General features: G+C 45.4%; 13 protein-coding genes. 2 read left to right on the plus strand and 11 right to left on the minus strand.

Annotation, left to right across the window (positions count from 1 at the left end; translation table 11 throughout):
* Positions 1-33 precede the first annotated feature (33 nt).
* The 11 genes from mnmE to Q0274_RS05600 form a co-directional block, all read right to left on the minus strand.
* Positions 34-1,782: a tRNA uridine-5-carboxymethylaminomethyl(34) synthesis GTPase MnmE gene (gene mnmE, locus Q0274_RS05550; protein ID WP_298028267.1), complete on the minus strand. Its 1,749-nt coding sequence runs from the start codon at positions 1,780-1,782 to the stop codon at positions 34-36.
* 2 nt (positions 1,783-1,784) lie between these two features.
* Positions 1,785-2,540, minus strand: coding sequence for a Jag N-terminal domain-containing protein (locus Q0274_RS05555; RefSeq protein ID WP_298028268.1), 756 nt, complete (start codon positions 2,538-2,540; stop codon positions 1,785-1,787).
* On the minus strand, positions 2,537-4,180 hold the full coding sequence (gene yidC, locus Q0274_RS05560; protein ID WP_298028269.1) for a membrane protein insertase YidC: 1,644 nt from the start codon (positions 4,178-4,180) through the stop codon (positions 2,537-2,539). Before yidC ends, Q0274_RS05555 begins: the two co-directional genes overlap by 4 nt.
* On the minus strand, positions 4,170-4,517 hold the full coding sequence (yidD, locus tag Q0274_RS05565; protein WP_298028270.1) for a membrane protein insertion efficiency factor YidD: 348 nt from the start codon (positions 4,515-4,517) through the stop codon (positions 4,170-4,172). The genes yidC and yidD overlap by 11 nt, the downstream gene beginning before the upstream one ends.
* Positions 4,514-4,849, minus strand: coding sequence for a ribonuclease P protein component (gene rnpA / locus Q0274_RS05570; protein ID WP_367271915.1), 336 nt, complete (start codon positions 4,847-4,849; stop codon positions 4,514-4,516). The genes yidD and rnpA overlap by 4 nt, the downstream gene beginning before the upstream one ends.
* Entirely contained in the window at positions 4,837-4,971 is a 135-nt protein-coding gene (gene rpmH, locus Q0274_RS05575) for a 50S ribosomal protein L34 (RefSeq protein WP_005873223.1), read from the minus strand. Before rpmH ends, rnpA begins: the two co-directional genes overlap by 13 nt.
* Before the next feature lie 75 nt (positions 4,972-5,046).
* Complete coding sequence (locus Q0274_RS05580) at positions 5,047-5,400, minus strand: hypothetical protein (protein WP_298028271.1); 354 nt, start codon at positions 5,398-5,400, stop codon at positions 5,047-5,049.
* The gene (locus tag Q0274_RS05585; protein ID WP_005873225.1) at positions 5,397-6,755 is read right to left on the minus strand and encodes an efflux transporter outer membrane subunit; all 1,359 of its coding nucleotides are present in this window, start codon (positions 6,753-6,755) and stop codon (positions 5,397-5,399) included. The genes Q0274_RS05580 and Q0274_RS05585 overlap by 4 nt, the downstream gene beginning before the upstream one ends.
* 13 nt (positions 6,756-6,768) lie before the next feature.
* On the minus strand, positions 6,769-8,697 hold the full coding sequence (locus tag Q0274_RS05590; RefSeq protein ID WP_298028272.1) for a MacB family efflux pump subunit: 1,929 nt from the start codon (positions 8,695-8,697) through the stop codon (positions 6,769-6,771).
* 21 nt (positions 8,698-8,718) lie between these two features.
* Positions 8,719-9,903 (minus strand): efflux RND transporter periplasmic adaptor subunit, encoded by a 1,185-nt coding sequence (locus Q0274_RS05595; protein ID WP_298028273.1) that lies wholly within the window; start codon positions 9,901-9,903, stop codon positions 8,719-8,721.
* A gap of 64 nt (positions 9,904-9,967) precedes the next feature.
* Complete coding sequence (locus Q0274_RS05600) at positions 9,968-10,837, minus strand: EamA family transporter (RefSeq protein WP_298028274.1); 870 nt, start codon at positions 10,835-10,837, stop codon at positions 9,968-9,970.
* A gap of 151 nt (positions 10,838-10,988) precedes the next feature.
* On the opposite strand from Q0274_RS05600, the gene glmU reads away from it, so the two are divergent.
* Complete coding sequence (glmU, locus tag Q0274_RS05605; protein WP_298028275.1) at positions 10,989-12,290, plus strand: bifunctional UDP-N-acetylglucosamine diphosphorylase/glucosamine-1-phosphate N-acetyltransferase GlmU; 1,302 nt, start codon at positions 10,989-10,991, stop codon at positions 12,288-12,290.
* Positions 12,283-13,464 carry a bifunctional phosphopantothenoylcysteine decarboxylase/phosphopantothenate--cysteine ligase CoaBC gene (gene coaBC, locus Q0274_RS05610; RefSeq protein ID WP_298028276.1) on the plus strand — a complete coding sequence of 394 codons (1,182 nt, stop codon included), beginning with the start codon at positions 12,283-12,285 and terminating at the stop codon, positions 13,462-13,464. The genes glmU and coaBC overlap by 8 nt, the downstream gene beginning before the upstream one ends.
* Positions 13,465-13,467: the final 3 nt, after the last annotated feature.

The raw sequence follows: 13,467 nt of genomic DNA on the forward strand, positions 1-13,467 counted from the left end.
ATATTGAATTTTGGCTAATTAGTAGCTAAAACGCTATTTGCCGAGGCAAAAATTGCTAAACATTTCGTCTAAAATTTCATCTCGCTCAAATGGACGCGAAATACGTGCAATCGCCTCAATCGCGCGATTTATCTCAAATGCAAAAAGCTCAAGCTCGCCGCAAGCTAGGCGCTCGCTCGCATTTTTAAGAGCCGCAAGCGCGCTCTCGCAAGATAGAATTTGCCGCTCATTGCTTAGCATAAGACCATCGAAATTTTGAGAATTTAAGTAGCTCTCAAGCGCGGTTAAAATTTTATCCACGCCCTCGTTTGCAGAAATTTCAAGTGGCGCAAAAATGGAATTTGCTTGGGTATTTTGCCCAGCAGAATTTATTGCAGAGCTACTAGGTGCGATGGAATTTGCAGAATTTTGTTTGAAATCATCTTTCGTAAAATTCTCAGCAGCACAGCTTGCAGTAACGCGCTCAGCATTTGGTGCCACTAATCCCGCTTTTGCGGCGAAATTCTGTTCCTTTGGATTTATGGAATTCGCAAGAGTTATTTGGCTTGTAGGCGCGGAATTTGTGGAAGTAGAATTTTGCGCGCTTAAGTCACGCTTTAAATTTTTAGCTTTTAAATTCTGCGCGCAGGAATTTAAAGAAGCGTCGCAGGTCCGACTTTGCTTTAAATTTTCGGCTGCGAAATTTTCTGGTATGGAATTTTCGGATGCTAAATTTTTTGCAGAAAAAGCCTCTAAATCATCGCCAAGATCCTCCACGCTAGGATGAAATTTACGCGGCAGGTCACATTTATTTAAAACGTAGATGATTTTTTTGTCTTTTTGTTCGCGCAATATTTTTAGGATCTGCGCGTCTTCGGCGTCCCATTCGCGACTTGCGTCAAACACTGCCAAAATCACGTCTGCCTCGCTTGCAGCGCGAAGCGAATATGAAATGCCGATACTTTCGAGCTTTGAGCCGCTGTGTCTGACCCCTGCAGTATCGACTATACGGATTAGATGAGTGCCTATCTGCAGGCTTTCTTCAATGAGATCGCGCGTAGTGCCCGCTTCGTCGCTCACGATAGCGCGACTAAAGCTCAGCATAGAGTTTAAAATGCTTGATTTACCGACATTGGGCTTACCCACAATCGCTACTTTAAAGCCCTCGATTAGCCCTCTTCGGCTGCGGCTGATGCGAGTGATTTTTTCTAGCGAAGCGATATTTTGGCTAAGCATTTCTTGCGAGTTTTGCAACACATCAGAAGGCAGATCGTCCTCCGCGTAGTCGATGCAAACCTCGACGAAGGCTAGTGTCTTAACCAGAGCCTCGCGCAGATTTGCGACGAAATCTGCCAGCTCGCCTCGCAAGCTGCGCGCTAAAGCTTTAGCCGCACTTTGCGAGCGAGAATTTATAAGATCGCTTATGGCTTCGGCTTTACTAAGATCCATTTTGCCGTTTAAAAATGCTCGCTTACTAAACTCGCCCGGATTTGCTATGCGCGCACCAAGAGCCAGCACGGCATCTAACGCCAAGGACGAAGCTGTAAAGCCGCCGTGGGTCTGCACTTCTACGACATCCTCACCGGTAAAGCTATGCGGAGCTTTAAAATATATCAAAATCGCCTCGCCGAACGCTTCGCCGCTCGTATCAAAAAGATTTACAAGCGTAGCATAGCGAGGGCGCAAAGAGCTACGATGTGAAAGGCTTAGAGCGATAGATAGTGCTTCCTCGCCTGAAATTCTAACTATGCAAATTCCGCCGATGCCGTGAGCCGTAGCGATAGCGGCGATAGTCTCGCTCACGATTAGCTTTTTTCGTCTACGATGACGATTTTGCCGCTACGCGTGGATTTGATGCCCACGAAACGATCCGGATATGCTTGTTTTAGCTTGTCGGCTACAATTTTGATAAATGCGCCATCAAAAGCCTTCGTGACGATACGCTCATTTCCAGAGCGCTCCACGAGCGCATTTACGTAAGACTCGATAAATCGTTCTTGATTTTGTAAAAATTCCGCGATTTCAAAAACCACGGCAAGATCATATCTGATGCTGATCCAGTTGTAAATCATATACGAAAGCGCCTTGTAGCGGTGTCCTTCTTTGCCGATAAGCAGCGCGCTATCCTCGCCTTGTAGCTTGATATAGACGGTATTTTCGTCGATTTTGCTAACATCGCTAACTTCGATATTAAACTCGCTTGATCTAAAAAGCGCAGATAGTTTCTCTTTGATATCGGATAGAATTTCATCCGTCACAACGCCCTTTTGCTTTTCTTTGCGATATTTAGAATGCGTAGCGCGCGGACTTTGCGGCTCTGATTTATCGCCCTGCTTTTTCTCTGCTTTGCCGGCTTTATTTTGCGGGGCGTTAAATTCCGGATTTTCGCTAAATTTCTCCCCTTCCAAAACCGCTTCTATTACGGCATTTTTCTTAAAAAAGCCCAAAAATCCGCCGCTTGGATGCTGCAGCACGCGCACGTTAAGCTGCGTTACCGAGCATCCTAGCTCAGCTGCTGCTTTATTATATGCGTCTTTTAAATTTTCTGCTTCAATTATCATGATTTTTTCTCCGCTATTTGAGCTTGTTTATGCCTAGCAAAGGCTTTATTAATGACGTATTGCTGGATAATGGAGCAGAAATTATTGACCGTCCAATACAGCGTCAGACCCGCCGGGAACATCACGAAAAATACCGTAAAAATGAGCGGCAAGAATTTCATCATCTTCTCTTGCATCGGATCGGTAAATGTAGTCGGCGTGATCTTTTGCTGCAAAAACATCAAAATTCCCATCGTAATCGGCAGGATGTAATATGGATCTTTAAGCGACAGATCGTGGATCCACAGCGCCCACTCTGCGCCCTTTAGCTCGATCGCATTAAGCAGCACGCGGTAGATCGCGAAAAATACCGGTATTTGAAGCAGGATCGGTAAGCAGCCGCTCATCGGATTGGCGCCGTTTTTCTTATACAGATCCATCATATGCATCTGCAGCTTTTGCTTATCATCCTTGTATTTTTCTTGAAGCTCTTTCATCTTGGGCGCCAGATCTTTTAGCTTATTCATCGATAGCATTCCCTTGTAGCTTAGCGGGAATAAGATTAGGCGAATAATGAGCGTAAGCACGACGATCGACCAGCCCCAGTTACCGATATAGCCGTGCAACCAGTTTAGAAATTTAAACATCGGGCGGGCGATGAAGGTAAACCAGCCGTATTCGATAATGTGCGTAAGAGCAGGATTTATCGAGCTTAGCGTCGCGTGATCTTTCGCGCCGATATAGCCCGTAAGACTAAGATCGCCGTCCGAGCCTATGAAAACCTGCGAAATTTTATCTGCGTCAGTCACGGTCGCATTCAAACTCTCTCCGTAAAATAGCGTCGTATAATAACGATCCGAGCTCGCAGCGATATTTGCACCGCTTATTCGCTCGTTTTTATCCACGTCGCCATCTTTAAAAATTTCTACGCTTTCGTTTATAGCTTGCGAGCCCGTAAAAAATGAAGCGATTTTATCTGAAATTCCAGCTTCGCCCGGTTTTCCAACGATGACGCCGTGAACCGTATAGCTATCTACTTCTACGTTCGGACGCGAGCCGGGGCTGATAAAATAATGCGCATTGCCTCTTAACTTCAGATCCAATTTATAACTACCATTTGGATAAAAAGTAAGAATTTTATTTATGCTAACGGCGCCTAAACTTTGACTTAACGTAACGATAGCCTCTCCATTTCGTACGTCCAGCTCGCTAGATGAAGCGCTGTAAGGAGTATCGAAAGCCATTGCATTCAACGCCGCGTCCTCGAAGCGCATCTCAAGCGGTTTAGAATGTGATTTAGGATCAATTAAATTTATCGCATCGCCGTTTTCGTCACGGAATTTCGCATCGTTTAGTATATACGAGCTTATGCGACCGAGCCCGTCGATCGTGAAATTTGCTTCTTTGCCAACCACGCGCACTAACGGTGCAGAGATGGAATTTACGGCATTTAAATTTGCTCCCTGCGCGCTCACGCCAGCGGCGGTAGTTTGCGGAGCGGACTTGGCGGCATTTTTTTGCGCGATTTGCGCCGCGGTTGCGTTTGCCTCCATAGCGGCGCGAATTTTTGATAAATAAAAATGATCGTAAGCTACGAAAAATATGAGCGCAGTTGCTATTGCAATAGCAAGGCGCTTTGATTGAGGAAGTTTATCTAGCACTATTTTCTCCTAGTCGTATGACGTAATATCTATTTTTTTTATATGGTATGAACCAAAGCTTAAATTTATCCACAGAGACATTGCTGCTGCGGATTTTAGAAAATACGCAAAATTTGAAATTTCGCGCGATTATCGGATAATCTATGCCACCGCTAAAGAGCGGATTGCATCTTAAAATTCTAGCCGTTACAGCGCAGAGTGCGCCAAAGACGCCGTTAAACTTAAACTCATAAAGCGCGTATTCCGAACAGCTCGGATAGTAGCGGCAACAGCGTGGCAGCAAAGGCGAAATAAATTTTCGATAAAACCCGATCGCGGCTATAAAAAATCTCTTCATTTTACTACGCCGATCTTTTTAAACGCCCATTTTAAATTTCGCTCAATGTCTTCAAAGCTCATATCTACGATCCGCTTTTTTGCAATTAATATAAAAATTCCGCTAACAATGGCGTCTTTTTGATTATAAAACGCTGCGCGCAAACGTCTTTTAGCGTAATTTCGCGTAACTGAATTGCCTATTTTTTTACTGGCGACTGCGCTAAATTTACGCTGCTCGCTAGCCAAAAAATACACAACAGCGCATTCGCAATGCCACTTTGCCGCACTTTTATAAACCTCCGAAAAAACCCTGCTATCGCTTATCGCAGCAAATTCGCCTACGCAGCCAATCTTCTTCTGCCTTTAGCGCGTCTTGCGCTTAAAACTCTGCGGCCGTTTTTTGTTTTCATACGGACGCGAAAGCCGTGAGTACGCTTTTTAGGGGTATTGTGGGGTTGGTACGTTCTTTTCATAACTGTTCCTTTAAGAAAATGTAAAGCGGAGATTTTATAGAAACTTTACTTAAAAACCGATAAACAAAAGCAGTCCTAGCGCCGATAAGCGTCGCCTTGCAGCTTTTTACGGCGCAGTTTTAAGTCTTGCTCATTTTTATTATTTCGCGCCTTGATATCTTGCATCGGCTGCTTTTTCATCGAAAAATCATCGTGGTCGCCTACGCCTTTTGATTCACGTTGCAAATTATTTTGCAGGCTTTGCCGATCTAATTCATTTTTTTGACGATTTAGCAGAATTTCACTATGGTTTTTCTCAAATTCTGATTGTTTATCGTTCGTAGCATAGACGCTGGCACCAAAGCTTACTGAGTCATCTTGCGCTCTTAGTGCCGTGGAATCAGCAAATATCGCACCGCAAAGCAGCCAAAATATCAAAGCCTTTTTCATTTGCGTTTAAATTTGCCTGCCATCGCGCGATAGATCGCCGCCTCGTTTTGAAGCGTCAAATATCTTTGATTTAGCTCGTTTATCTTAGCGTTTACGGCGTCGGTACGGGCTTCTAGCATATCCTTTAGCTCACTTGAGCCTGCTTCGTATTTCGCGGCGTAAAGATCGGCAATACGCGCCTTTTCATCGTAAGCAGCGCTTAAATTTTTAAGGCTAGCCAGATTGATCTGATAAATTCTATATAAATTTAGCACCTCATTCGTAGCGTTAGAGAGCGTCTGTTCATAATTTACGACGTTTTTGCGAAAAGCGATCTCTGAAATTTTAAGGCGGTTTTCAACCCTCGCATAATCCAAAAACGGCAGACTTATGCTTACGTTGCCACTTAAAAAATTTAGCTTGAAACTATCGTTAGCGCTCACGCCTTGCCCGTTAGTAAGCCCTGCGCCTAAATTTACGCTAGGAAAGAAATTTAACTTAGCGGTCTGTTCGTCGTAAAAGCTGGAATTTAGCCTAGCGATCGCAGCTCTAATGTCGGGGCGGTTAGCAAGCGCTGTGTAAGGTACATTTAGATCAACGCCTTGGAATTCTATGGAATTTATCGAATCGGTGTTATCATCAAATTGCAAGCTGGAGGAGATGAGATTTCTCATATATTTATGATTATCCTCGATGTTTTTTTGAATGCTTAAGACCTTGTTTTCAAGCCCTAGGATAGAATTTTGAATCTGCCTGTAATCTAGCTGCTCGGACTTGCCGTAATCATATTTTGCCTTAATTATTTTTTCGATCTCGCGGTAATCGCTTAAATTCTGTTTTGTCCATTTTAGCGAATCGTTTAGATAAAGCATCTCGAAGTACCCGCTGACTACGGAATTTATAAGAGTCAGGCGAGTATTTTCAAGGTCAAACTCGCTAGCTTTGGCGTTCCAGCCCTCGGCATTTACCGCCGAGCGGATCTTGCCGAAAAGATCAAGCTCATAGCTTACGTTAAAACCAGAGCTATAGGTTTTGTTCCAATTCGAGCCGGTGCTTATGTCGCGATTAGCGCCCGCACTCCACGAGCTACTTAGCGTAGGAAAAAGATCAGCCCTGCTTAGCCCTAAATTTGCATAAGCACTCTCAACGTTTAAAGCCGCTGTTTTTAGATCGTAGTTATTCGCAAGGGCTTGATCTACAAGCTTATTTAGGTACGATTCGCCATATTTTTTATACCACAGCGTATCGATTTCATAGCTTGCATTTTCGTCCTTGAAATGCTCTACAGGTTTAAATTCGACCTCACTTTGATTTGAGGCACAACCGCCGATAAAAACAGCTAAAACGCCGCTTAAAATTACTTTGGAATTTATCATTTTCTCTCCTTGGTTATTCTTGTGCTAAAGCATCTATCGGATTTAATCTGCTGGCGTTTCTTGCCGGCAGATAGCCGAAAACTATACCGATCGCGGATGACGCCGCAAAGGCGATCACGAAAGGCGCGGTAGTAAATTTCATCGCAAAATCTGGGCTTATGGTATTAAACGTAAATCCAAGCGCTAAAGCGATTAAAATTCCTAAAGCTCCGCCGAGCGAGCAAAGCAAGATCGCCTCTATCAAAAACTGCTGCAAGATATTGGATTGCTTCGCGCCGATCGCCATTCTGATGCCGATTTCGCGCGTGCGCTCGGTAACGCTTACGAGCATGATATTCATCACGCCGATGCCGCCCACGACGAGTGAGATCACTGCGATAGATGAGATCAGAATTGTCATCGTGCCGGTAGTGCTTTGTATTGTTTGTTTGATAGTATCTGCGTTCATCGTATGAAAATCCCGCGAGCCATGTCTTTGGACAAGTAGCTGAGTTAGGCTCTCTTCGGCCACTTGAGTATTGACATCGTCTTTGATTTTGATGGTGATAGAGCTGATTTTTCGATTGCCTGTGATTTTATTCATCACGGTTGAGTACGGCGCGTAAATTCTTAAATTTTCGTTGCTTCCAAAGGCGTTCTTATCTTTGCCCGAAACTCCTATGATCTTAAGTGGCTTACCCGAAAATAAAATCGTCTTGCCGATAGGATCGGAATTTTTAAAAAATGTTTTTTTAGTGTTTGGATCGATAATCGCGACAGAGGCAGAATTTTTAATATCATCGTCGCTAAAATTTCTACCATCTTCTATATCTATGCCATTAACCGCCAAAGAATTCACGCCGCCGCCGCGCAGTTGGGCTTTAGAGCTTAAATTTGCATAGGTTATCATGCCGCTTGCAGAAGCATTTGGTGTAGCGTAATCAACGTAGGGCTGGCGCGCCAAAACCTTAGAATCGCTTATCGTAAGGGTGCTCACAAAGCCCGCACGCACGTCGCCGAAATTTTTACCGGGAAAGATATCGATCGTATTAGTGCCAATTTTGCGGATCTCGGATAAAATTTTCTCCTCCGAACCCTTACCGAGAGCTACTACGCAGATAACAGATGCAATGCCGATGATGATGCCTAACATCGTCAAAATCGATCTTAGTTTATGCGAAAATATCGCGCTAATCGACATTTTAAAGCTTTCTATGAGCTGATCTTTGCAAAATATAAAGGAATTTTTAGTTTTGATCTGCTCTTTTTTGCGCTCAAAAACCCGTTCCGTCTTTCTTTTATCGCTTAAAATTCTGCCGTCTTTGATCTCGATGATACGATCCGCAAATTCCGCAATATGCGCGTCATGCGTAACTATGATGATGGTATGACCCTCTTTGTGCAGCGCCGTTAAAATTTGCATCACCGTCTCGCCGCTTTTGCTATCAAGCGCGCCGGTAGGTTCGTCTGCCAAAATCACTTCACCGCCGTTTATCAGAGCGCGGGCGATACTTACGCGCTGCTGCTGCCCGCCGCTAAGTTTGCTCGGTAAATTTTTGGTGCGATCGCCAAGCTCCAGCTTATTTAAAAGCTCCACCGCTCGTTTCGTCCGTTCGCTCGCCCCTACACCCGCATACACCGCAGGCAGCGAGACGTTTGCGGTCGCGTCCATCGTGGCGATGAGATTATATTTTTGAAAGACAAAGCCAAATTTTTTACTTCTAAGTGCCGCAAGCTCGTCGCCACTTAAATTCGCGGTTTCGCGACCTTCGATCTTATAGCTTCCGCTGCTTGGCGTATCGATGCAGCCGATTATATTCATCAGCGTGGATTTTCCGCTTCCGGATTGCCCGATTATCGATATAAACTCGCCCGCTTCGATATTGAAGCTTACGTCCTTTAATACGTGGATTTCGTTATCGCCGAGAATGAATTTTTTGTTTATATCTTTAAGCTCTAGCATCTTTACACCATAAAATTTTAACTAAAACACCATCGGAGGCCCGTCCATATTTAACGGCGCGGCTTTTCCGTCGGCGATAAGCACCTCGTCTTTTTCATCCAAACCGCTTAAAATTTCGGTATTCAAATCATCGCTGACGCCGGTTTTTACGTATCGCTGCTCGGGTTCTTTGCCGTTAAGCACCGTGACGTAATCGCCTTTCGCGTCGCGCTTGATAACCGAGGTAGGTAGGTAGCTCGTATTGTTCGCTTCGCTTACGATTATGTTGTTTTCGGTCGTCATTCCGATCTTTAAAAAATCATTTTCATTGTCTACGAGCATCTTTGCGTAAAAATAGATCGCGCTGTCGCTGCTACTCGAAGAATAAGACGATCCGCTAGAGGTTTTATCGTACGTCCCGTCGCTAAGCGTGGTAAGACCGGGATCGATCTTGTAAATTTTAGCCTTTTTGATATTATCCAGATCCGATAGTATGGAGTATTCTACGTCCATTCCAACCTTTACTTTGGATATATCGCCCTCTGCGATCTGCATCTTGATCTCCATCTTGCTTAGATCGGCGATCTTTACGATCGTAGGCGTAGTTTGGTTGGAATTTACCGTTTTGCCCTCCTCTACCGGCATGGAAACAATCGTGCCGCTTATCGGAGCCGTGATCTTGGTATAGCCAAAATTTGTCTCCGCCGTGCTTAGCTGAAGTTTGGTCTGCTCGATCTGCGCCTCGATCTGCTTCTGCTCAGCCTCCTTTAAAGCGGCGCTATTTTTAGCGTTTTCCACAGCCTCTTTGGAAGCGGCGTTTCTTTTATACAGCTCAAGCTCGCGGTTATACTGCGTTTTAGCGTTTGTCGCGGCGATCTTTGCCGAAGCCAAATTTGCCTCGTGGATCAGAAGCTGCGCCTTTTGCTGCGCAATCTCGTTTTCTTGCGTGACGGAATCGATCTGCGCTATCATATCGCCCTTTTGAACCTTATCGCCCACTTTGACGTAGAGCTTTTTGATCTGACCGCTTACCTGCGCGCCCACATCGACCAAATCCCTAGCGTAAACCTCTCCCGCAGCCGTCACCGTGCCTCTAATATCGCCCTTTTCAAGTCTAGTCGTAAGAGCTTTCGGCGCCTCTTCTTGCTTAAAAAATTTACCGTATAAAAAATATATCGCAAGAAAGACAAGTACGATAGAGCCGATAAATTTCAAGGTTTTTTTCATTTTTCCAACTTCAAATAAAATAAGGGCTAATTCTAATGTAAAAATATAAAATTTTAGTTAAATACTAAATTCTTTGCTCGCGCACGGCGTAAAATTTCATGATCTTTTTATGTAAAATTAGCGAAACATAAATCAGCGCCGAGCCCGCAAGTAGGCGCGCCAGATCGGCATCTTGTTGCCAAAATACTAAATTTACGACGATCGCTGCAGGGATGAGCGCGTTATTCATAATCGCAAGCACGCCGCTATCGACTTCGCACGCGCCTTTGTTCCACAAAAAATACCCCAGAGCGCTTGCGACAGTTCCTAGATACACGATCACCGCGCCTTGCGAGAAGCTAGGATTAAATTTAGAAAAATCCCCGAGCACGATCGCGGCAATCGCCGTAACGGCGGTGGCCCCCACAAAAAAGTAGCCGAAAAGCTCCTTCTGCTCGCTAAAGCCGTGGCGCTCCAGCATAAATTTATACGCGCTCTGTCCGAGCCCGAAGCATAAATTTGCGCCCTGCACGAGCAAGAAGCCCGTCAAAAACTCGGAATTTATCGCGCCAAATTTGATCACCAAGGCACCTAGCACCGCGACAGCGACGCTAAAAAGATATAGCGCGCGAAATCTAAGCTTAAGCGCGTCGTAAAGCAACGTCACGTAAAACGGAGTAAATATCGTAAAAAGCGCAACTTCATAAACCTTCAAATACGCAAAGCTGCGGTAGTAGAAGATATACATCACGCCGATCTGCACGGCGCCCACGGCGCAAATTTTAAGCGCTAGGGCGGGATTTAGCCCGCGAAATTTCATAAACGGCAAAAAACAAATTAGCGCCAACGATACGCGCGAAAACGCCAAATACGCGCTGTCTATGCCGCGCAAAAACTCGCCTATCAGCGAGAAACTAAACGCCCAAATACAAGTAACTAAAATCAGTTTTTTCAAAACGTCCGCCTAAGCTTTAAAATTTAGGCGGAATTTTATAAAATTTTAGTTGAATTTGGGATTTAAATTTCGCCCGCACGGCATAAATTTAGGTTTTTATTTATTTTAAATGTGTTAAAATTATCCAATTTTTTGAAATTTAAGGGTAAAAATGAACGACGTTTCGGTTATAGTTCTTGCCGCAGGACTCGGCACTCGGATGAAGTCGCAAAAAGCTAAAGTTCTTTTCGAGCTTTGCGGCGAGCCGATGATAATCCACATCCTAAAGAAAGCTTACGAAATTTCAAACGACGTGAGCGTGATTTTACACTACCAATTCGACGAGGTTAAAAGCGCGGTTCTAGCGCACTTTCCAAACGCTAAAATCTACAAACAAGATCACGAGCATTTCCCCGGCACTGCGGGCGGACTAAAAGAGGTTGAAATCAGCGGAGCCAAAACGCTCATAATCTGCGGCGATATGCCTTTGGTAAAAAGCGCCGAGCTTCGCAAACTCTGCGAGGGGGACGCGGAAGTAAATCTAAGCGTTTTTAGCGCGCGCGATCCGTTCGGATACGGCCGCGTAATTACCCGCGGCGGTGAAATTTTAAAGATCGTCGAGCAAAAGGACGCAAGCGAGGAGGAAAAGGCGGTAAAAGACGCAAACGCCGGCTGCTACTGCTTCAAAAGCGAGGCATTGAAACAGATCCTGCCGCAGATCAAACCCGATAATGCGCAAAAAGAGTACTACCTCACAGACGCGATCAAAATCGCCAAAGATATGGGCTTAAAATGCGCCGCCGTGTGGGTGGACGAGCAAAGCTTCATGGGCATAAACGATAAGTTCGCCCTCAGCATCGCCGAAAATTTAATGCAAAACGAGATCAAAGAAAATTTGATGAAACAAGGCGTTTTGATGCGCCTACCGCAAAGCATCTACATCGACAGCAGGGCGAAATTTATCGGCGAGTGCGAGCTGCAAGAAAATGTAAGCATCATCGGTCCTTGCGTGATCGAAAGCTCGCTCATTAAAAGCGGCTGCGTCATCGAAGATAGCGTCATAAAAAACTCCGACATCGGTCCGATGGCGCATCTACGCCCAAAATGCGAAGTTACAGGCACCCATATCGGGAATTTCGTCGAGCTTAAAAACGCGAAAGTAAACAGGATCAAGGCGGGGCATTTAAGCTACCTCGGAGATTGCGAGATCGATGAGGGCAGCAATATCGGCTGCGGCACGATTACGTGCAACTACGACGGCAAGAAAAAATACAAAACGATAATCGGCAAAAATGTCTTTATCGGCTCGGACACGCAGCTAGTAGCGCCCGTGCAGGTGGCCGACGACGTTATAATCGCCGCGGGCACGACGGTTACTAGCGACGTTCCAAGCGGCGCGCTGGCGATCAGCCGAAATAAACAAATCAACAAAGATGGGTTTTTCCATAAATTTTTTAGGAGCGAAGATGAATAAGAAAAAGGTTTTACTCGCGGTTTGCGGGAGTATCAGTTTTTACAAAGCGTTTGAAATTTTATCCGCTCTGAAAAAGTCGAATTTCGACGTCTATGTCGCGCTTAGCGACGGCGTGCAGGAGTTTGTCAGCTACAAAGCTTTCGAGGCGCTGTGCGATCACCCCGTGCTTTGCAAAGCCAACGAAAACTGGCAGGCTGGCATCAACCACATCGCTTATTCCAAGGTGGATTTAGTTTTGATAGCACCTGCGACAGCAAATACGATAAACAAGCTCGCTTGGGGCGTCTGCGACAACGTATTTTTAGAGGTGTTAAACGCGGCCTTCGCCCATGCCAAGGTGGTTATCGCACCAGCCGCAAATCCAGCGCTACTTGAAAACAACATCACAAAAAACTGCATCGATATGCTAAAAGCGAGCGTCAATGCGTATTTTGTGGATCCGATAGAAAAAACTCTAGCTTGCGGCGATACCGGTAAGGGCGGGTTAGCGAGCACCGAGGCGATCATGCAGACGCTAAAGCGCGCGCTTTATAACGATAAATTTTGGGAAGACAAAACCGTCATCATCACCGGAGGCGCGACGATCGAAAAGATCGACAGCGTACGCGGCATTACGAATTTCTCCAGCGGCAAAACCTCCAAAGCGATTGCCGACGCTCTGTTTTATCTGGGCGCAGACGTGACGCTGATCTCTAGCAACGAATATGAAAATTTACCATACAAGCTCGTTAAATTTGAAAGCACCATCGGGCTAAAATCGGCGCTTGACAGCACGAAATTCCCCGACGGCTCATATTTGATAATGGCTGCTGCGGTAAGCGATTATTCGCCGAAGGTTCGCTACAAAGACAAGGTGAAAAAAGCGGAGATCGGCGAAATTTGGAATTTACGCCTGGGCGAAAACGAGGATATCTTAAGCTCCGTGCGCGGAAATATCAAAAAGGTGGGCTTCAAGCTCGAGACCGACCGCGAAAACGCCGTCGGCGAGGCCAAACGCATGCTAAATGAAAAGCATCTCGACGCCGTCTGCCTAAACGTGCTCGACGACATCATCAAGCTCGGCGGCGACGTCCTTAAGGTCACCTTCATCACAAAAAACGATCAGGTCGTAATCGACACCGCGCCGAAGGACGAAGTCGCCCTAAAAATCGCGGCTGAGCTAAAAAAAATCTGATCC

The organism is uncultured Campylobacter sp. (assembly GCF_937973075.1).
GTDB lineage: Bacteria > Campylobacterota > Campylobacteria > Campylobacterales > Campylobacteraceae > Campylobacter_B.

Coding starts and splice junctions, on each gene's coding strand:
- Q0274_RS05555 (WP_298028268.1), bottom strand. CDS start 2,540: ATGATAATTGAAGCAGAAAATTTAAAAGACGCATATAATAAAGCAGCA.
- yidD (WP_298028270.1), bottom strand. CDS start 4,517: ATGAAGAGATTTTTTATAGCCGCGATCGGGTTTTATCGAAAATTTATT.
- rpmH (WP_005873223.1), bottom strand. CDS start 4,971: ATGAAAAGAACGTACCAACCCCACAATACCCCTAAAAAGCGTACTCAC.
- Q0274_RS05580 (WP_298028271.1), bottom strand. CDS start 5,400: ATGAAAAAGGCTTTGATATTTTGGCTGCTTTGCGGTGCGATATTTGCT.
- Q0274_RS05585 (WP_005873225.1), bottom strand. CDS start 6,755: ATGATAAATTCCAAAGTAATTTTAAGCGGCGTTTTAGCTGTTTTTATC.
- Q0274_RS05590 (WP_298028272.1), bottom strand. CDS start 8,697: ATGCTAGAGCTTAAAGATATAAACAAAAAATTCATTCTCGGCGATAAC.
- Q0274_RS05595 (WP_298028273.1), bottom strand. CDS start 9,903: ATGAAAAAAACCTTGAAATTTATCGGCTCTATCGTACTTGTCTTTCTT.
- glmU (WP_298028275.1), top strand. CDS start 10,989: ATGAACGACGTTTCGGTTATAGTTCTTGCCGCAGGACTCGGCACTCGG.
- coaBC (WP_298028276.1), top strand. CDS start 12,283: ATGAATAAGAAAAAGGTTTTACTCGCGGTTTGCGGGAGTATCAGTTTT.